The sequence below is a fragment of the Thioclava litoralis genome, from assembly GCF_045278885.1.
Taxonomy (GTDB): Bacteria; Pseudomonadota; Alphaproteobacteria; order Rhodobacterales; family Rhodobacteraceae; genus Thioclava; species Thioclava litoralis.
Window position 1 is genome coordinate 57798 of sequence record NZ_CP135446.1, and the last position, 18691, is coordinate 76488.

Annotated in this window: 16 protein-coding genes; 4 read left to right on the forward strand and 12 right to left on the reverse strand. The window is 64.8% G+C overall.

Going from position 1 to position 18691, the window contains the following annotated elements:
* Positions 1–3 precede the first annotated feature (3 nt).
* From RPE78_RS18090 to RPE78_RS18110, 5 genes are read right to left on the reverse strand one after another with little or no spacing between them, the layout of a single operon-like run.
* Positions 4–708: an ABC transporter ATP-binding protein gene (locus RPE78_RS18090; protein WP_330628221.1), complete on the reverse strand. Its 705-nt coding sequence runs from the start codon at positions 706–708 to the stop codon at positions 4–6.
* Positions 701–1450 carry an ATP-binding cassette domain-containing protein gene (locus tag RPE78_RS18095; protein ID WP_406721733.1) on the reverse strand — a complete coding sequence of 250 codons (750 nt, stop codon included), beginning with the start codon at positions 1448–1450 and terminating at the stop codon, positions 701–703. The genes RPE78_RS18090 and RPE78_RS18095 overlap by 8 nt, the downstream gene beginning before the upstream one ends.
* A complete protein-coding gene (locus RPE78_RS18100; RefSeq protein WP_330628223.1) occupies positions 1422–2474 on the reverse strand; it encodes an ABC transporter permease subunit in 1053 nt (350 codons plus the stop codon). Before RPE78_RS18100 ends, RPE78_RS18095 begins: the two co-directional genes overlap by 29 nt.
* Positions 2474–3343, reverse strand: coding sequence for an ABC transporter permease subunit (locus RPE78_RS18105; protein ID WP_330628224.1), 870 nt, complete (start codon positions 3341–3343; stop codon positions 2474–2476). The genes RPE78_RS18100 and RPE78_RS18105 overlap by 1 nt, the downstream gene beginning before the upstream one ends.
* A 29-nt stretch (positions 3344–3372) precedes the next feature.
* Positions 3373–4596 (reverse strand): transporter substrate-binding protein, encoded by a 1224-nt coding sequence (locus tag RPE78_RS18110; protein ID WP_330628225.1) that lies wholly within the window; start codon positions 4594–4596, stop codon positions 3373–3375.
* A 682-nt stretch (positions 4597–5278) separates the two neighbouring features.
* Here RPE78_RS18110 and RPE78_RS18115 point away from each other — a divergent pair.
* From RPE78_RS18115 to RPE78_RS18125, 3 genes are read left to right on the forward strand one after another with little or no spacing between them, the layout of a single operon-like run.
* Entirely contained in the window at positions 5279–7543 is a 2265-nt protein-coding gene (locus RPE78_RS18115) for a TonB-dependent siderophore receptor (protein ID WP_330628226.1), read from the forward strand.
* A gap of 54 nt (positions 7544–7597) precedes the next feature.
* A complete protein-coding gene (locus tag RPE78_RS18120; RefSeq protein WP_330628227.1) occupies positions 7598–8278 on the forward strand; it encodes a Fe2+-dependent dioxygenase in 681 nt (226 codons plus the stop codon).
* Positions 8275–8937 carry a tetratricopeptide repeat protein gene (locus tag RPE78_RS18125; RefSeq protein WP_330628228.1) on the forward strand — a complete coding sequence of 221 codons (663 nt, stop codon included), beginning with the start codon at positions 8275–8277 and terminating at the stop codon, positions 8935–8937. Before RPE78_RS18120 ends, RPE78_RS18125 begins: the two co-directional genes overlap by 4 nt.
* Before the next feature lie 91 nt (positions 8938–9028).
* Here RPE78_RS18125 and repC read toward each other — a convergent pair whose 3' ends face one another.
* From repC to repA, 3 genes are all read right to left on the reverse strand, one after another.
* The gene (gene repC / locus RPE78_RS18130; protein WP_406721734.1) at positions 9029–10264 is read right to left on the reverse strand and encodes a plasmid replication protein RepC; all 1236 of its coding nucleotides are present in this window, start codon (positions 10262–10264) and stop codon (positions 9029–9031) included.
* Positions 10265–10453: 189 nt separating this feature from the next.
* Entirely contained in the window at positions 10454–11398 is a 945-nt protein-coding gene (repB, locus tag RPE78_RS18135; RefSeq protein WP_330628230.1) for a plasmid partitioning protein RepB, read from the reverse strand.
* Positions 11399–11415: 17 nt separating this feature from the next.
* Entirely contained in the window at positions 11416–12594 is a 1179-nt protein-coding gene (repA, locus tag RPE78_RS18140) for a plasmid partitioning protein RepA (protein WP_330628305.1), read from the reverse strand.
* 577 nt (positions 12595–13171) lie between these two features.
* Between repA and RPE78_RS18145 the strand changes: the two genes are divergently transcribed.
* The gene (locus RPE78_RS18145) at positions 13172–13927 is read left to right on the forward strand and encodes a sulfite exporter TauE/SafE family protein (RefSeq protein ID WP_330628231.1); all 756 of its coding nucleotides are present in this window, start codon (positions 13172–13174) and stop codon (positions 13925–13927) included.
* 66 nt (positions 13928–13993) lie between these two features.
* On the opposite strand, the gene RPE78_RS18150 is transcribed toward RPE78_RS18145, so the two are convergent.
* From RPE78_RS18150 to RPE78_RS18165, 4 genes are all read right to left on the reverse strand, one after another.
* The gene (locus RPE78_RS18150; RefSeq protein WP_330628232.1) at positions 13994–14170 is read right to left on the reverse strand and encodes a hypothetical protein; all 177 of its coding nucleotides are present in this window, start codon (positions 14168–14170) and stop codon (positions 13994–13996) included.
* Positions 14171–14424: 254 nt separating this feature from the next.
* Positions 14425–15804 (reverse strand): PLP-dependent aminotransferase family protein, encoded by a 1380-nt coding sequence (locus RPE78_RS18155; protein WP_330628233.1) that lies wholly within the window; start codon positions 15802–15804, stop codon positions 14425–14427.
* A 161-nt stretch (positions 15805–15965) separates the two neighbouring features.
* Positions 15966–16670: a response regulator transcription factor gene (locus tag RPE78_RS18160; protein ID WP_330628234.1), complete on the reverse strand. Its 705-nt coding sequence runs from the start codon at positions 16668–16670 to the stop codon at positions 15966–15968.
* The gene (locus RPE78_RS18165) at positions 16667–18550 is read right to left on the reverse strand and encodes an ATP-binding protein (RefSeq protein ID WP_330628235.1); all 1884 of its coding nucleotides are present in this window, start codon (positions 18548–18550) and stop codon (positions 16667–16669) included. The genes RPE78_RS18160 and RPE78_RS18165 overlap by 4 nt, the downstream gene beginning before the upstream one ends.
* Positions 18551–18691: the final 141 nt, after the last annotated feature.

The following is an 18691-nucleotide window of genomic DNA, read 5'->3' on the forward strand; positions in this document are numbered from 1 at the left end:
ATATTACCCTTCAATTCCGATAAAGGTTTTCGCCTGCTCGATCGAGCCGGCGGCGGCGGGCTCGATCCCCCCCACGATCCGGCCCTTGTTCACCGTCAGCACGCGGTCGCAGATCTGCCACAGGAAATCGATATCCTGCTCGACCAGCAGGATCGCCAGCCCGCGCTCGCGGCGCAAATGGTGCAGCACGTCCAGGATCTCGTCGCAGATCGAGGGCTGGATGCCCTCGGTCGGCTCGTCCAGCAAGATCACATCGGGCGCCCCGCACAGACAGCGCGCCAGCGCCAGAAGCTGTTGCTCGCCGCCCGACAGCATGCCCGCCTGCCGCTCGAACAGCCGTTCGAGCCGCGGAAACAGCGCCCGCGTCTCGGCCAGAGCCGCGCGCGTCCGGCCGAAATCCTTCACACAGCCCATGCGCAGGTTTTCCTCGACGCTTAGCTGCAAAAACAGCTGCTTGCCCTGCGGCACATAGCCGATCCCGCAGCGGGCGCGGGCTTGCGGCGGCAGGCGGTCCAGCGGCTGGCCGGCCTTTTGCACCTGCCCCGACCATGCCGGAAGCCCGCCCATGATGGCACGCAACAGCGTGGTCTTGCCCATGCCATTGCGCCCCAGAAGGCCGAGACATTCCCCCTGCCCCAGCGAGAGCGTCACCCCGTTCAGCACCGGCACCCGCGCATAGCCCGATTTCAGATCGCGTATCTCAAGCATCCGCCTGCTCCTTCCGTCCTAGATAGGCGGCCCGCACCTGCGGATCGCGGGCCACCTGCGCAAAACTGCCCTGCGCAATGATCCGGCCCCGTTCGAACACCGTCACCTCCGCCCCGAGCAGGCGGATGAACTCCATGTCATGCTCGACCACGATCACCGCGCTTTCGCGGGTGATCTGCCGGATCAGCGCCACCGTCCTGAGGCTTTCGTCATGGGTCATCCCCGCCGCAGGCTCGTCCAGCAGCGCCAGCTTGGGCCGCGAGGCAAGGATCTGCCCCAGCTCGACCCATTGGCGCTGGCCATGCGCCAGCTCGGCACAGGGCGTCTCGCGCAGCTCATACAGCCCGATCCGGTGCAGCACCGCCTCGACCTCGGCGGCCAGCTCCGCCCCGCGCAGCCTGCGGCTGGCGGCCAGTTCGATATTGGCGCGCAGGCTCAGCCCCTCGAAAAGGCTGGGCACCTGCGTCTTCACCCCGATGCCGCGCCGCGCGATCTCGAAGGGCCTGAGCCCCTGCAACGGCTGCCCGTCAAAGCGGATCGTGCCACGGCTGGGCGCATATTGCCCGCTCAGCAGCCGGAAGAAGGTGGTCTTGCCCGCCCCGTTGGGGCCGATCAGGCAGCGCAGCTCGCGCGGGCGCAGGTCGAAATCGACCGCCCCCACGGCATCGACCCCGCCAAAGCTGATCCCCAGCCCGCGGGCCTGCAACAGCGTGTCATGCGTCATGGCCGGACCCTCCCTCATGTCTTGCACTCCTTTGCGGCCCCGCCGCAGCCAATGGCCCGCCTTGCGCCCGCGCCGCCCGAAGAGGACGCACCCATTTGCCAAGGCTCGGCAGCAGACCCGCCGGCACCAGCAGCACAAAGGCGCTCAGCACCACGCCCAGCACCAGATTGACCTGCACCACCTGCTGCGTGCCAAGCTGGGTGGTGGCCCATTGCAGCGCGATACAGCCAAGGATCGGCCCGACCAGCGTGCCGCGCCCGCCCACGATCACCCAGATGATGATCTGCGCCGATTGCAGCAGGGCAAAGACCGTGGGGCTGACAAACGCGCCCCAATTCGCAAACAGCCCGCCCGCAAGCCCCGCCACCGCGCCACCAATGGCAAAGGTGCTCAGCTTGCTCAGCGCGACGTTATAGCCCAGCAGCTCGGCGCGGTGTTCGTTCTCGCGCACCGCCAGCGCCAGCTTGCCCGCAGGGCTGCGCAGATACAGCCCCAGCGCCGCCAGAACCGCCACCAGCAGCCCCGCCGTCAGCCGGAACAGCGCCGCAGGCGACAGCGGCGTGCCATCGGGCCATGCCAGCGTCGGAATGCCGGTAATGCCGTTGAACCCGCCCAGACGCGCCTGCCCGATATGGTAGTGCGGCCCCGAGGTGGAGTTCATCAGGTTGAACAGGATCAGGGTCACCGCCAATGTGATCACACCGACATAGATATCGCTGATCCGCCCGTAGAACATGAAATACCCCAGCAGCGCGGCCCCCAGGGCGGGCAGCGCGACCGCGGCAAGGCAGGCCACCACTCCCGGCCCGAAATTGAGCGCGGCAACCGCATAGGCATAGGCCCCCAGCCCGAAAAAGGCCGATTGCCCCAGACACATGATCCCGCCCTTGCCCCAGATGAAGGCCAGACTGAGAGCAAGGATCGCCATCACCAGATAGACCGTCGCCTCGTAGACGGTGTAAAGCTGCATCTGCGCGGGCAGCGCCATCGCCAGCCCGAACACCGCCACAAGCGCCAGTACCGGATATTGCTGTTTCGTCATCAGATGGACCTCTTGAAGAAGCGGCCGGTAATGCCCTTGGGCAGAAAGCGGATCAGCACCATCGCCGCCACCAGAAGCGCGACCTGCCCGATGACCGGCGTGTAGAGATAGGTAAAGACCTGCGAGACCACCCCATAAAGCACCGAGGCGCTGAGATTGCCCGCGATCACGGCCCCGCCGCCGCTGATGACGGTGATGAAGGCTTTGGCGATATAGCTGGCACCGATGGTCGGGATCACCCCTGTCATCGGCGCAAGCGCCGCCCCGCCCAGCCCCGCCAGCGCCGCGCCCAGACCGAAAGTGCTGGCATAGATCCGGCGCGGATTGCCCCCGAGCGCGGCCACCATATCGGCATTCTGGGTTGTGGCCCGCGCCAGAAGACCGAAGGTCGTGCGCTTGAACAGCGCGTAAAGCAGCGCGACCACCAGCCCCGCCAGCACGATCAGATACAGCACATAGCCGCTGGCCGAATAGGCCCCGATCTGCAGGCTGGGCAGCGGCGTGGACAGGCCCTGCGTGGTATTGCCCACCAGCATCGTCATCGCCCCGACCAGCGCCAGACTGATGCCCCATGTGGCCAGCATGGTGTCGATCATGCGCCCGTAGAGATGGCGCACCACCAGCCATTCCAGCCCCATACCGACCGCGCCCACCACAAGCGGGGCCACGACCAGCGAGCTGACCCAGAAATTCAGCCCCGCCCAGTTGGTGCCATAGATCGCCACATAGCCGCCGAGCATCAGAAACTCGCCATGCGCCATGTTGATCACTTTCATCATCCCGAAGACGACCGCCAGTCCGATGCTGATCAGCACCAGAATGGCGATCGACCCGAGAAATTCGATTGCGAGAACCGCCACGAAATCCATCTTGTCTTTTCCTTATGGCTCGGAGGGGCTTAGAATTTGACCACATATTGCTGTGTGTCCCCGGGATGTTCGCGCAGGTTGCACGAGACCGCCGTATCAACCGGTGCCTGCTGGGCGAAGGTCTGCACGGGGATCAGCCCGCCATTCTCGACGCGGGCGATATGCACATCCATGATCGTGTGATGGGTCTGGGGATCAATCGTCACCTGCCCGCTCGGAGCGGCAAGCGACAGCCCCGTCTCGAGCGCCTCGATCACCGGCATACGCTCGGCACTGCCCGCCTTCTCGACCGCGGCAGCCCAGAGCAGGAAGCCCTGATAGGCCCCCATGCCCAGCTCGGTGATATAGGGATAGTCCGCGCCATACATCTTGTGGAACGCCTCGACAAAGCGCGCATTCTCCGGCGTGGCCAGCTCTTGCAGGTAGTTCTGGCAGACCATGAAGCCGTTGCATTCCTCGGGCGTCAGCACCACATGTTCGTTGCCACCGGCAAAGGTGGTCGAGGAAAGCGCGATCTTGCCATGCATCCCCGCCGCCTGCCATTGCCGGTAGAACGAGATATGCGCCCCGCCCACCAGTGCCGACCAGACATAATCGGGTCTGGCGCTCTGGATCTTCGAGATCGAGGTCTTGAAATCGGTCACATCAAGGGGGAAGAATTCGACCTCCAGCACCTCGCCGCCGCCCTGCTGGGTATATTTGCGCACCCAATCCGCGACGATCTGGCCGTAATTGTAATCCGCCGCCACGATATAGACCTTCTTGCCGAAATTGCGCAGCGAATATTCCACCAGCTTGTCGACCGTCTGGCCCGGGGTCACGCCGGTGGCGAACATGTTGCGGTCGCAGACCCCGCCCTCATACTGGTTGGCATAGAAATACAGCCTGTTGAACTGGCGCAGGATCGGGCGCACCACCTCGCGCGAGGAGGAGGTGATACCGGCAAAGACCACATCGGGCGCATCGGCCAGCGCCGCCTGACGGGCGAATTGCGAATAAAGCTGCATGTTGGATTGCGGATCATAGACCTTCAGATCGATCTCGCGCCCCAGAAGGCCGCCCTTCTCGTTCTGCTGCGCGACCGCGAATTTCAGCGTATCGACGATCGGCTGGCCATAGACCTCCAGCCCGCCCGACAGATCGTACAGGGCGGAAATGGTGATCGGGCGGGTTTTGGCCAGAAGCGGGCTTGCCAGCGTAGACAGGCCAGCGGCACCGAACGCGCCAAGCACATGGCGACGGGTCATAGTCATGGAACTTCTCCACTGTTGGGATTTTTTGTTATGCGCCCGCCAGACAGACCCTGCGCGGCCCCCCTGCCCCGCGCCAAAGGCGGACAGGTCAGGACGGCCAGAGGCGCAGCGACCGGCCAAAGCCATCGCGGACAAGCCTCAGGGATCTGGAACAGGAAGGCGACGCCGACATTATTGTCTGCGCGGATCGGGACACCGGATGGCATTATTGGCAGGCGGTGTCAGCAGGTGCCAAAGGCACATCCCTGATCTTCAATAGAAACGCCGGAAAGTAAACCCTGTTTGTGCAGACATGCTGTCAAACACGCAAGGCGGGCCGCAAACCGCCTGCAAATCGGGCACCCCGCCCCCTTTGCGTGAGGGACCCCTTCGCCCTATGGCGCAAGCGTGGTGCGAGCGTGGGGTGCGGGGCAAGCCCCAGAGACGGCGGTGACAGTGACAGACCCCGCCCCAATTGGAAAAGAGCGTTTCCTTTCTGCGGGCACAGGGCGCTCCCCCCTGCCCGCAAAGGCCCCCCTGCCCGCAAAGGCCCCGCGTGACCCCGATGCCACGCTGCCCCCGCGCGGGAAAAAGGCATATTGTCGCCGCCCCCCTGCGGCGGTATCTGCGCGAGACCCAGCCAGCCAAGGCCTCTGTGACAGAGCCGCGCCAGCCATCCTTTCTCGGTAACCAAGGTAGAAACATGGCTTCGAAATCTCGTTATGCAACGGGTGTCCTCGCCTCTGTCGGGGCGGCAGGGCTGATCGGCACCGCCCCCTCGGACGCGCTGGCGCAGGATACATCCACCACCACATCCAATGCCGGTGCGGTCACGCTGGACCCGATCTATGTCGAGGACAGCAGCGGCAGCAATGCCAATGGTGCCGTCGTCGAAGGGGCGGGGCGGATGCTGGGCGGGTCGGTCAGGGACACGCCGCAAACCGTTTCGGTGGTCTCGGCCGAAACGATGAAAGAGCAGCAGATCACCACGCTTGAAGAGGCGCTGAGCAATGTGCCGGGGGTGACGCTGTCCAGCGGCGAGGGCCGTGGCGGCCTTGAGGGCGACCAGTTCAAACTGCGCGGCATCTCGGCGGCGGGCGACATCTATACCGATGGCCTGCGCGATTTCGGCACCTATGCGCATGACACCTATAACACCGAATCCGTGGCCGTGATCCAGGGGCCCACCGGCGAGGCCTTCGGCGTGGGCAATCTGGGCGGCGTGATCAACCAGCAGACCAAGAAAGCCCATCTGGGCGATGCCAATTCGGTTTCGGGCAGTGTCAAATCGGGCCTCAGCACCCGCGAGACGCTGGATATGAACCGGCAGCTTTCCGAGACATCGGCCGTGCGCGTGAATATCATGAACCAGAATGGCGATGCGGCGGGGCGTGACAATGTCTCGGTCGATGCGCGCGGGCTGGCGGTGGATTACGGCATGGGGCTGGGCACCAGCACCACCTGGCATCTGGGCTATGAATATTACCACGGCGACGGCACCCCCGATCAGGGCCAGCCGATGGCCACCGGCTCGGACGGGATCGCCCGCCCGCTTCTGGAATACGATATTCCGGGCTATGACAGCAGCACCTCCTATGTCCGCGACAGCGACAAGGACGAGACCCGCAACCACACGCTGACCTCCAGCTTCGAGACCACGCTTTCGAACGGGGTCACGCTGACCAATGACACGCGGCTCAAAAACTATAACCGCGATTTCGCGATCACGTCGCCGGGCTCGGTCAGTGCCGCCAATCTGGCGCTTCTGCAGGCGGGCACCAATGTCGATATGAGCTATGGGGCAGGCGGCGGGGTTGCCTACAGACAATCCGGCTGGGGCTTCGAGAACATGCTGGCCGCCCATGCCGAGGGCGAGCTGTTCGGGATGCGTCACAAGGCGCTGCTGGGGCTGGACCTGACCTATCAGACCGACCGTCGGGTGCGCGGCAGCACAACGGGCCGCGTCACGCAGACGGTGATCGACCCGTCCCATTCGGGCGCCGGTGTGTCGCGCAGCTATGATTACGATACCGCCTCGGATTCCACCGCGACCGATATCGGCATCGTCGCCGCCGACCGGATCTATATCGACAAGCAATGGTCGGTGCAGGCCAGCGCACGGGCGGATTATTTCCGCAGCACCTTCGACGGCTACACCATCGGCTCCAGCACCGAAACCAACACCGATACCAGCGCGGGCCGCATCAGCCCCTCGCTGAGCGTGATCTGGGAACCCAATGCCGATACGATGGTCTATGCCACCGCCTCGCGCTCCTACCGCCCGATCGGCACCGATATCGCGCAAAGCTCGCAAGGCACCAGCGCGACAGTGGCCAATGATGCCTATGACCCCGAGCGGTCGGACAATCTGGAAATCGGCGGCAAGATGGACCTGTTTGACGGCACTCTGGGGCTGACCGGCGCGGCCTTCCAGATCCGCAAGAAGAACTCCTTTACCGTCAATGATGACGGCACCGTCTCCACCGGCTTCTCGGATGCGGGCAATGCGGTGCGGATCCGTGGCGTGCAGCTAGGGGCGACCGGCCAGATCAACGACGACTGGACCGTCAGCGCCAGCTATGCCTATCTTGACGGCGAGGTGATCAACGGGCGCGGGATCGATGCCGCAACCATCGGCAATGACGCTCCGGGCGTGTCGAAACATAACCTTACGCTGTGGACCGCCTATCATTTCGGCCCCGAGAAGACCCACCTGTCGGGCGATCTGTCGGTGGGCGGCGGGATCAAATATGCCTCGGCCTATTATGTGAACGCGGCCAATACCGCCGAGATCCCCGAAACGGTCAGCCTTGATGCGGCGATTTCCTACACCACCGACAGCTACCGCATCGGCTTCAACGCCTATAACCTGACCGATCACGACAATTACAGTGCGGCCTTCAACGGCACACGGGCCACGCCCACCGGCGGGCGGTCCTTCGGGCTGAGTTTCACCAAGAACTTCTGACCGGACGGGGCAGGGCCACCCCCTGCCCCTTTTTCTTTCCAGACGAGACATCCCATGTTGATCCATGTTCCCAATATTCTCAGCGCCGAGGACGTGGCGCAGTTCCGCCATGCGCTGGAGACCAGCCAATGGGCCGATGGCCGCCTGACCGCCGGCGATCTGGCGGCGCAGTCCAAGCACAATCTGCAGATCCCCGCCGACAGCGAGATCGCGCAGCGGCTGGGCGAGCATATCCTGCGCGCTCTGGCCCGCAACGATCTCTATAATGCCGCCGCCCTGCCCCTGCGCGTGCTGCCGCCGATGTTCAACCGCTATGACACCGGCATGACCTTCGGTGCCCATACCGATAACGCGATCCGCACCGTGGCCGGAGGTGCAAGGCTGCGGGCCGATGTCTCGACCACGATTTTCCTCACCGATCCCGAGGCCTATGATGGGGGCGAGCTGGTGATCGAGGATACGTTCGGCCAGCAGCGGGTGAAATTGCCAGCCGGCGATATGATCGTCTACCCCTCCTCCAGCCTGCATCACGTCACGCCGGTGACCCGTGGCAGCCGCTGGGCCTCGTTCTTCTGGGCGCAATCCATGGTGCGCGAAGATGACAAACGCGCCATGCTCTACAATCTCGACACCGCGATCCGCCAGATGCGCGCCACCTATGGCGACGAGGGCGAGGCGCTGCAACGCTTTGTCAGCCATTACCACAACCTTGTCCGGCTATGGGCGGAGCTATGAGCGCGCCGGCCTGCCGCGCATCGCTTTGCGAGGTGCAGCTTGGCCTCGGGCAGATGCTGCTGAGCGCCGGAAACCCCGAAGCGGCATGGGAGGCGTTTTCGGCGGCGGCCCGTCAGGACGAGCCACGCGCCTTCAACATGCTGGGCCGGATCGCCCATCTGGGGCTGCGCGGCGGGCGCAAGGACCTGCGGCTGGCAATCGCCATGTATCGCCGCGCCATTGCCCGCGGGCATGTCTGGGCGCGGTTCAATCTGGCGGATCTCTACCTTCAGGCACCGGCCCCGTTTGGCGATCCGGCAGAGGCTGTCGCGCTCTATCATCAGGCGGCAGAGGCGGGGCTGGACAAGGCCTATAACATGCTGGGGCAATGCTATGAAACCGGTCGCGGCGTGGCCCCCGATCTGCCGCGCGCGCGGATGTATTACGACATCGGGGCAGGGGCGGGCGATTGCTGGGCCAGCTTCAATCTGGGGCGTCTTGCGGCGCTTGCAGGGCAGGAGGCGCGTGCCTGCCACTACTGGACCGAGGCGCTGGGGCAGGGGTTCAGGGGCTTCTGGGCGGGGCTGGCCGAGGCCATCGAGGGGTTCGGATTTCCCGCCGCTGCCGCTCTGGCGCAGAAAGCCCGTGCCTTGGAGGCGCAGGGCCGGAACGGGGGCTGACCCGTCCCTTTGTGACAGCGCGGCCGTGCAAGGGGCGGGCAGGCGCTTTCGTCTGGCCAAAGCGCGCAGTCCCGACGCCGGACAGGAATTGTCAGCTGACAATTCTCCCCGTTTCCCGCAGCAAGCGTGCCACCACCTGCCCCCGCGATCCGGATCTGTCGGAACGGGCGCACTGTGTCAGATGGCGCAGGAACCCGCCCGGATTTTGCAGCCTCTCGAAGCGTTCCAACAGGCATAGCACGGCGATAGAGGCGATCTCGGCTCCCATGATATGCTGCGCCTCTTCATAGACCTGTGCGTCGATCCCCATCATCGCGACAAGCTGGGTTGTCTGTTGGTGCAGCTCTCGCCAGTCCCGGGCGGTTTCGGGATACATCTTGCGGTATTCGGTGAAGTCCGCGAGCACCGGCAGAGCCGATCCCAGCCGGTTGCCGCGATCCGCCTTTCCATAACCTTGCTGGGCGGCACCTTGCTGTTCAGGGCGTGAGGTTTCGGGCCCTGAAGCTTCGGGGTCCGGATCTTCGGGGCGAATATCCGTTGCTTCGCTTGTTCGAGGCTCTGGATTTTTTTTATTGATTACCCTCTGTTGGTGCCGCTCATTTTCGCTGTTGCTGGCATCCATTTCCGCTGCTTTTTCAACATATCCCATTTGTGGATGACCCGTTTGGCCCAGCTTTGCGAGCGCCTCGGTATAGTCCTGCAACAGGGTCTTGAGTGCGGCGGCATTGTTCTTGTGGCGCAGGATCAGCTTGGTCCGTGCCAGAAGCGCGCTGTGGCTGTGATGCGCGCCCTCGTCCCGATCCGCCTGCGGCAGATGGCTCAGCAGGTCGTGTCGCGCCACAAGCACGTCCTGACGCAGGGCCGCATGTTCCTGCGCGCGGGCCTGAGCGTCACAGGCCTTCTGGTGGATGCGGCGCGCCAGTTGGGCCAGCGGTGCCAGATCGAAACCGAAAGCCCGTGCGATCGTGCCGCCGATGCGCTTGGCATAGCGTTTGCGGTTGGGGCTGTCATGGCGGGCAATCACACCGGCGCTGACCAGCGCGGCCAGATGACGGCGCAGGGTGCTTTCGGGCATGCCGCCCAGACGGGTGCCCAGACTGTTATTGGAGGCAAAGACAATCGCGCGTCCGGGCAGGGCAGGGAGGCTGCGCTCGGGGAAAAAGGTCAGCATCGCCCGCAGCACCGCAATGCTGCGATGCGTCAGACCGAAATCCGCCGCAGCCTCGGTCAGATCCTCGACAATGGCCCATTTGTCAGCTGACAATATTGAACCATCGGGCAGGGCCTGAACCGGCTGCCCGTGCATACGCGTGGAGAAATATGTCATGAACGTTCACGCAGGACGCAAAAAATCAGGCCCTGTCCAAGCGGCAGAGTTGACGTGGCGCGAAAGGCAAGGTATCCCGTAGGTGCTAACGACGAGAAGGGCCTTCCAATTTGCTTGGGGGGCTTTTCTTATTTGGGGGTCCCGAGATGTGCCTCCTGTTCTGGTTTCATTGCTCTTGCTCGGCCTGCATTATTTTTCGGCTTGCCAGCGGGCAAACCATTCATTGAGCAGGTCTTCGGCATTCTCCTCGATCCACGCATCAAAGCCTTCGGTCTTCACCGACAGGCTCAGCCCCTTATCGGTGGCCCTGAGCTGGGCAAGCGGGGTGCCCTGTGCCGTGGTGATCGTGGCCTTGCGCGGCTCTGCCTTGACGGGGGCAGGGGCGGCGCGGTGTTTGTTCTGGGCGGCGGCCAGCACCGCCTCGAAGCGCGCATCCGTCTGGAGCACCACAAATTCGGGGCGGTTCATGAATGTATGGGCACGGCTGCGCGCGGCGGCATCCTCGAACAGCTTGACCAGCGTCATCCAGCGTTCGCGCCCGATCGATGGCGCGCGCCCGATCTGGCGCAGGAAGGGCAGGGGGAAGGCCTGACCGACCTTCAGCATCCGGCTGACCATCGGCAGATCCATCGCAAGGGCTGCGGCAATCGTCGGGCGGTCATAGCCCGAGGCCTGTAACTGCGCGGCAAAGCTGGCTTTTTCGATAAAGCTCAGATCCGTGCGGGTGTTGTTTTCCTGCCCCTGCGCCATGACCAGCGCGTGATCATCAAGTTGGCGCACCATCGCCTTGACCGGCAGACCCAGATCTCGCAGCGCGGCCAGACGGCGGCGCCCATAGACAATCTCGAACCGGCCCGGCGTCTTGGGATGCGGGCGCAACAGCACCGGCACCTGTTGCCCATAGGTCTGCAGGCTTTCCTTCAGCCGCGCCTGTTCCACAGGGTCCAGCCCCAGACGGTCTTCCAGACCGGCATTGTCGATCAGCGCAGGGTTGATCTCCTGCACCGCATTCTCTTGCAGCTTGGTCAGGCTCGATTGCAGCGCCCCCACCGCCCCTTGCGGCATAAGTCTTTGACGAGGTTGGGTTTCTGCCGCCGGCGTGATGTTGCTATTCAGGATACCTTTGCGTGCCATCTCGGTGTGTTCCTTTCTCAGCGACCCCATGCCGCCTGAATCAGCGATTCAAGCTCATCATTCACTCCATTGAGTGACTCTAGCGCACGATCATAGGTGTTGCGGTGGAATTGGCTGCGTTCGACCTCGTAAATTGTCTGATGGGTCAGACCGGCATCCGAAATCGCGGTCGATTTCAGCATCGCATTGGTCATCACTTCCTTGCCGAAGAGATTGCGCAAAAAGGCCACAACCTGCTGCTGCGGCCCGTCATTGGGTTCCATCCGGTTGATCAGGAAGCGCATGAAATCATATTCCATCGGCGCACCGGCATCGCTGACGACATCCAGCAGATCGGCGCTCATCTGCAAGAACTGCGACATCGACGCGACATCGAGCATGTTCGGCACCACCGTGATCAGCAATCCGGTCGAGGCACACAGCGCCGACATCGTCAGATAGCCCAGCTGCGGCGGGCAGTCGAACAGGATCAGGTCATAGGCCGCCTCGACCTCGGCCAGCGCCATCGCCATCCGGCTGAAAAAGGCGGGCTGGACATTGTTCATCAGCGCGCGCGGGGTCTCGTGTTCGAATTCCTGCAAGATCAGACCGGCGGGGGCGAGGTCGATCCCGTGGAAGAACGTCTTCTGGATCACCTGCGCCAGCGGCACCGGATCGTCGTATTTGATCGCGTCATAGATCGTGCCGGTGGTCAGGAAATCCACCTCGGGGCGGTATCCGAACAGCGTGGTCAGCGAGGCCTGCGGGTCGATATCGACACATAGGACCCGATAGCCTTTCAGCGCCAGCCGCTGTGCGGCATGGACCGTGCTGGTGGTTTTGCCCGACCCGCCCTTGAAGTTGAGGAAGGACAGCACCTGCACCTTGTCGCCCGCGCGCCGCCCCTTGAGATAGCTTCCGGGCACTTTGGCACCGCTATCGAGATGGCTGCGGATGCTGGCCAGATCCTGCGCGCTGTAAAAACGGCGTCCGCCGCCGCTGGTCTGGACCTCGTGGATCTTGTCCTCGAAATGCAGTTTGCGCAGGAACGAGGTGGAGATCCCCAGCAGATCGGCGGCCTCACCGGCCGAGAACAGGCGCAATTCCTTGCGCGCATCGGGCGCGAAGACCGAAAGCATATGGTTTTCCAGCGCAGACGCGATATTCTCCGCATTCCGGCGAATGCGCTCGTTGATGCGGATCGTGGTCTCGCTCATCGGATCACCTGTTCTGCGCGCGGTTTTTGCGCCGCTCTTCTTAAGAACGCTGTTTAGCGTCATGCTCGTTTTTACCGTTTCTATGGCGAGACTCGGCATTTTAGCAAATCTTTTTTTACTTTGAATGGCGTAGCCACGGCGGCCGTTGCGGCCCCGCCTACGCGCCAGAACGCGCCAGACCCCTTACAAGCCGTTGGAAAATAGTCCAAAAAACAAAGGGTCTGCGGTTTTTCCGCCGCCGGTCATGGCCGCAGGGCGCGCGCCATATTTGCGACATACCCGCGCCCTCCACCCTTGCGGGGCGCGTTGATTCTGTTTGCACGCATCGGGCGACACCGCCCCCTGCGCCGGTTTCGGGGCGCAGGAGGGCACGCTCTTGCGCCGTGCCCCCACGCACGATTCCCGCCTTGCATGGGGCAGGGGGCTGCCCCCCTCGGGAGGATCTCGGGTCATCGCTTCAGATCACACGACCCGCCGTGATAGGTGTTGGTTTGCACCAATCCAGCGGCGGCCTATACCGGTTTGCAGACCGCGCCCCGCTCATGCCACACAAGGAGGGCAGCGGAGGAGGACGACCATGCTGACATATCTTGTGCTCGCTCTGGCGGGGCTGGGGGCGGGGGCGCTGAATGCGGTGGCGGGGGGCGGGACATTCCTGTCTTTTCCGGCGCTGGTCTGGGCCGGCGTGCCTCCGGTCATGGCCAATGCCACCGCGACCTTTGCCGCGCTTCCGGGCTATGTCGGCAGCGCATGGGCCTATCGGGGCGAGATCGCGGGGGCGGGGCGGCCCTCGCTGGCGGCGCTGAGCGGCACCGCGATTGCGGGCGGTCTGGTCGGGGCGGGGTTGCTGCTGGTGACGCCCGAGGCGCTGTTCTCCGGCGTCGTCCCGTGGCTCTTGCTGCTGGCGACACTGGCCTTCGCGGGCGGTCCGCTCCTGATGCGCGGCTTGGCGCGGCGCGGGCACAGCGCCTCGACGCCGGTGGCGCTGGCGATCCTCTTTGGCGTCTCCGCCTATGGCGGCTATTTCAACGGCGGGTTGGGGATCATGCTGCTGGCCGCGTTCGGGCTGATCGGCATGACGGATCTGCACCGGATGAACGGGCTGAAAAACCTGCTGTCTCTGGTGCTGTCGCTGGTGTCGGTGGTGACCTATAGTCTGGCGGGGCTGATTGCCTGGGAGAGCCTCGTGCTGGTCGGGCTCTGTTGTGCGATTGGCGGCTATATCGGGGCCGGACTGGCCCGCCGGATCGGCAATACCGTGCTGTTGCGCCGCTTTATCATTCTGGTGGGGCTGGGCATGAGCGCGCTGTTCTTCCTGAAAGGGGCCGCCTGAGAGGGGAGGGCTCGGGGGCGGGAGCCCCTTTGCAGGCGGGACCATGCGCCGCTCCGGCGCGCGATCTCAGGGGCCCTGCACGTTGGAGGATGCGTTCGGGAGCGGGGCCTCGGATCGGGCCGCCGCTTCCTTCTTCTGCCGCTCTTCCTCCTCGCCATCACGATGCGATTTGATGGACAGGAAGATCGTGGCCCCGAGCGCGCCAAATTTGAACACGCCAAACAGGATGGGAACCCAGATCATTGTCGCTCTCCTTCTGCCGGAGCAAGGCCGCGTGGCGCGGGCATGCTTGCGGATTGTATGGGTATTGTATGACTTCACGAGTCGTCACGATCCTACAAACGCGCAAAGGCTGGGGCAAGGCGATTCCCTTCCTTAGGAAAAATACAGAGATATAAGGCGGATTCGGGCCTTTGGCCGGTGTATCGGCCTTTTATTGTATGCACATTGAATGCACAAGCGCCGCCTTGCAGGGCCTTGCCGCCCGCAAGGGCCGCTCAGCCCATATAGCCTTGCGCCGAAAGCGCGTGGCCCAGATGGCACAGCGCTGTCTGGAGCTGCGCGCGCGAGATCGAGCCCCCCAGCGAGACGCGCAGCCTGTCCTGCGGGACGGCCCCCACGGTGAAGGCATCCGATGGCATCAGCCCCAGCGGCTGCCCCGCCATCCGCGCGATCACATCCGCCCGCCCCAACCCCTGCGGCAGTTGCAGCCAGATATGGAACGCAGACGTGGCGGTGGCATAGTCGCAACCCTCCAGCGCGCGCCGCGCAATGGCCTGACGGGCGGCGGTCTCGTTGCGCAGCGCCTGACGCAGCGCCTCGGCGGTGCCCTGCTCGATCCAGCGCGTTGTCAGGGCCAGCGAGAGCGGCGCGGGCATGACCGATAGCGCGCGGATCGCCTGTGTCAGCCGGTGGGTGGCGCGCGCATCCGGCGTGACGGTAAAGGCCAGCCGCAGCCCCGCCCCGAGGCATTTCGACAGCCCGCCGATATACCATGTCAGCTCCGGGATCTGCTGCGCCAGCGGGGCGGGCGTCTCGGCGGGCACGAAGCCATAGGCATCATCCTCGATCAGCGCCAGCCCCTCGGCGCGCAAAATCGCCGCCAGCGCCGCGCGGCGCTCGGCGGGCAGGGTCAGCGTGGTCGGGTTGTGCAATGTCGGGTTGAGATAGAGCGCCTTGGGCCGATGGCGGCGAATGGCCGCCTGCAGCGCCTCCGGCACCACGCCGCGGGCATCGGTCTGCAGCCCGACCAGCGTCACCCCGAACCGCGCCGCGATATTGCGGATGCCGGGATAGGTGACCTGTTCGCACAGCACATGGTCTCCGGCCTTGCAGAGCATCGACAGCACCGCCGCCATTGTCGCATGCGCCCCCGGTGTAACCGCAATCCGCTCGAGCGCCACATCCAGGCCGCGCGGCGCCAGCCAGCTTCGGGCGGCAAGGCGGTCGGGCTCGGTGCCGATGGGGGATTGATAGCGCAGCAGGTCGACCAGATGGCCCGACACCGCCATAAGCCCCGCCCGCATTCCGGCCAGCAGATCCGGGTCCGTCGGCTCGGGCGGCATATTCATCGACAGGTCTTCGGCGGCACGGCGCGCAGGGTCCGCAAGCGGCGCGGCGGGGAGGGCGGCGGGGGGGTCGCTGACAAAGCTGCCGCGCCCCACATGGCTGGTCACCAGCCCCCGCGCCTGCGCCTCGGTATAGGCCCGCGAGACGGTGGTGAAATCGATCCCCAGCGCAGCGGCAAGGCGGCGCTGCGGCGGCAGACGGTCCCCCGCCTTGAGGCGGCCTGCGGCGATATCCGCCCCGATGGCATCGGCGATGGCAAGGTAATGCGGCTTGCCGCTGTCATTCGGCTTGGGGGTCCAGTCGGTCATCTTGCACTCCTGTCGCAAGATGCCTAGTCCAAAGCGCCCCGCGATTGAAGGGAGAATTGTCTGCCCCCGCCCCGCGCCTGTCCCGTGCCTGTCCCGCGCCGCTTTGCGCCGCTTTGCGCCCTGCCGGAGCGGGGTGCCGGTTGTCCGGCTTCGGGCGGCGGTCAGCTGACCTTGGGCACGAACACATAGCCCGCGCCATAGACGGTGCGGATGATCTGCGGCGCGCGCGGGTCGTCGCGCAATTTACGACGTAACCGCGAGACCCGTGCATCCATCGCGCGGTCGAACGGGTCGTCGCCGCGGGTGGCGGCGGCATCCAGAAGCTGGTTGCGGGTCAGCACCCGCCCCGCCGAGCGCACGAAAACCTGTAGCAGATCGGCCTCTGCCGAGGACAGTTGCAGCACCTCGCCATCCTCGTGGCACAGCGCGCAGGCATCGAAATCGGCGGTCCATGCGCCAAAGCGCACAACGGGGCGCTGCGTGTCGGACCGCGCGGCGCGCTGCTGGTCGCTGCGGCGCAGGACCGCATGGATGCGGGCGGTCAGCTCGCGCGGCTCGAACGGTTTGACGATATAGTCATCCGCGCCGATTTCCAGCCCGAGGATGCGGTCCTCGGCCCCGCCGCGCCCGCTGACCACGATACGCGGCACCGAGCGCGGCAGGCTGGCCGAGCCCAGAAGGCTCAGCCCGTCCCCGTCGGGCAGGCCCAGATCGATCAGGCACAGATCGGGGGCCCCGCTTTTCATGGCGCGCAGGAATTCGGCGCGATGGGAGAAGCACTGCACCTCGAACCCGTCCGCCTGCAACGAGCGTTGGATGGTCTGGCGGATATCGGCATCATCTTCGAGAAGGAACACATGGGTCATGGTGCAGCGTCGCTTTCCAGAGGCCAGGGAGAGGGAAGGCGGTCCAGCAGGATCGCCGGATCGAAGGGCTTTTGCACAAAGCCCACATGCTCGGGCCAGGGCTGCAGCGGCTTGGGCTTGCCGCTCATCAGGGTGACCGGAAGATCGGGGCGATGGCGGCGCAGATGCACGGCCAGATCAAGGCCGGTCATGGTGCCGGGCATGTCGATATCGGAAATCACGGCGCGGATGTCCTCGATCTGTCCGATCAGCGCGAGCGCCTCCTGCGAGGAGGCGGCATCGATGACCGCATGGCCCGCATGGGCCAGCCTGCGGCAGAGCAGGTGGCGCAGATCGGCATCATCCTCGACAATCAGCGTCACGCCGTGGCGCGGGGGCGCGGTCTGCGCGGCGGGCGGGAAGGGCGGGCGCGCGGGAAGGGGGGCCGAACGGGCGCGGGGCGGGGCGGGCGACAGGTCCACACTGGGCAGCAGGATGGTGAAGCTGGTGCCGATGCCGGGGCGGCTATCGACATGGATCGTGCCATTCGACTGCTGCACGAAACCATAGACCATCGACAGGCCCAGCCCCGATCCGGCCCCGCCCTGTTTCGAGGTGAAGAAGGGCTCGAAGATCCGTTCGAGGATCTCGGGGCGGATGCCGCAGCCATCATCCTCGAACAGGATGCGCAGATAGCGACCGGCGGGAATGCGCGAGACCTCCGCCTCTTCGGCGGGCAGGTCATGGGCCGACAGGCAGATGCGGATCGTGCCGCGCCCGCCGGTGGCGTCCCGCGCATTCAGCGCAAGGTTCAACAGCGCCATCTCCAGTTGCGAACGGTCCACCAGCGCGGCCGGCAGCACAGGGTCGTGCAGCAGCTCCAGCGTCAGTGTCGAGGGAATGGACGAGCGTAAGAGCGCGCAGATCTCCTGCGTGGCCTCGCCGATATCGGTGGCCAGCGGGTCCAGCTCCTCGCGGCGCGCCAGCGACACCAGCCGCCGCGTCAGGTCCGAGCCGCGCCGTGCGGCGGAAATGGCGGGGCGCAGGAATTCCTCGCGCAGCGGGCTTTGCCCGAGCTGCTCGGACAAGGGCACCAGATTGCCCAGAATGATGGTCAGCAGGTTGTTGAAATCATGCGAGATCCCGCTGGCCATCCGGCCAAGCGCATCCATCTTCTGCGACCGCATGAGCGCGTTCATCGTTTCCTTGCGCCGCGTCACATCGATCGACACCAGATAGAAGCCGATCACCTCGCCGCTTGACGGTCTGGCAGGGCGCAGCAGGGTGCGCACATCCTTGAACCGCGCGCCGGGCAATTCGACGCGCATCTCGAAATCCACCACCATACCGCGCCGCGCCTGTTCGAAAAACCGCGCCGATTGCTCCATCGTGTTGCAATGCAGCACATCGCGGGTATTGCGCCCGATCATCGTTTCGGGGGTCAGCCCGTAGGCGCGGGCAAAGCGGCGGTTGGCATAGAGGATCGTCAGATCCTCGTCGATATGGGCAATGCCTGCGGGCACCTCATTGGCGATGATGCGCAGCCGTTCCTCGCTGGCGATCAACTGGCGGGTGCGGGTTTCGATCAACCGTTGCAGCGCGCCGGGGTCCTGTGCGGGCGGGCGGATCTGGCGGCAGGTCACGATGGTTCCGGCCCCGTCCATATCGTCGAGCTGCAATTCCAGCTCGGGCAGGCGGTACAGCCCGCCGCCCATCGCCTCGGGCACCGCCCCGAACAGAGACCCGTCCAGCACCTGCGCCAGATCGGGCGCGGCCCCGTGGGCGCGATAGAGACGCGCGAAAGCCGCATTGCACCAGATCATCCGGTGATCAGTGCCAAAGGTCGCGATCGCCTGCCCGATCCGGCCCTCGCCTTGCGGATATGCCTGTGCCTTGCCCATTCTGCCCCTTCTCCCCGCCGCCATGATTGCCAAAATCGCGCGCAACTCCAAGCGGATTCAGAGCCGCGTCACAATTCGTTACATTTGGGGCAAATTTGCGGAAGATTTCTATGTCCTGCTGGCGCGAGGCACCGTGTGCAG

Bases quoted from the DNA above. Each gene is read 5' to 3' on its own strand.
- RPE78_RS18090 (WP_330628221.1), bottom strand. From the start codon at position 708: ATGCTTGAGATACGCGATCTGAAATCGGGCTATGCGCGGGTGCCGGTG.
- RPE78_RS18095 (WP_406721733.1), bottom strand. From the start codon at position 1,450: ATGAGGGAGGGTCCGGCCATGACGCATGACACGCTGTTGCAGGCCCGC.
- RPE78_RS18100 (WP_330628223.1), bottom strand. From the start codon at position 2,474: ATGACGAAACAGCAATATCCGGTACTGGCGCTTGTGGCGGTGTTCGGG.
- RPE78_RS18105 (WP_330628224.1), bottom strand. From the start codon at position 3,343: ATGGATTTCGTGGCGGTTCTCGCAATCGAATTTCTCGGGTCGATCGCC.
- RPE78_RS18110 (WP_330628225.1), bottom strand. From the start codon at position 4,596: ATGACTATGACCCGTCGCCATGTGCTTGGCGCGTTCGGTGCCGCTGGC.
- RPE78_RS18115 (WP_330628226.1), top strand. From the start codon at position 5,279: ATGGCTTCGAAATCTCGTTATGCAACGGGTGTCCTCGCCTCTGTCGGG.
- RPE78_RS18120 (WP_330628227.1), top strand. From the start codon at position 7,598: ATGTTGATCCATGTTCCCAATATTCTCAGCGCCGAGGACGTGGCGCAG.
- RPE78_RS18125 (WP_330628228.1), top strand. From the start codon at position 8,275: ATGAGCGCGCCGGCCTGCCGCGCATCGCTTTGCGAGGTGCAGCTTGGC.
- repC (WP_406721734.1), bottom strand. From the start codon at position 10,264: ATGACATATTTCTCCACGCGTATGCACGGGCAGCCGGTTCAGGCCCTG.
- repB (WP_330628230.1), bottom strand. From the start codon at position 11,398: ATGGCACGCAAAGGTATCCTGAATAGCAACATCACGCCGGCGGCAGAA.
- repA (WP_330628305.1), bottom strand. From the start codon at position 12,594: ATGAGCGAGACCACGATCCGCATCAACGAGCGCATTCGCCGGAATGCG.
- RPE78_RS18145 (WP_330628231.1), top strand. From the start codon at position 13,172: ATGCTGACATATCTTGTGCTCGCTCTGGCGGGGCTGGGGGCGGGGGCG.
- RPE78_RS18150 (WP_330628232.1), bottom strand. From the start codon at position 14,170: ATGATCTGGGTTCCCATCCTGTTTGGCGTGTTCAAATTTGGCGCGCTC.
- RPE78_RS18155 (WP_330628233.1), bottom strand. From the start codon at position 15,804: ATGACCGACTGGACCCCCAAGCCGAATGACAGCGGCAAGCCGCATTAC.
- RPE78_RS18160 (WP_330628234.1), bottom strand. From the start codon at position 16,670: ATGACCCATGTGTTCCTTCTCGAAGATGATGCCGATATCCGCCAGACC.
- RPE78_RS18165 (WP_330628235.1), bottom strand. From the start codon at position 18,550: ATGGGCAAGGCACAGGCATATCCGCAAGGCGAGGGCCGGATCGGGCAG.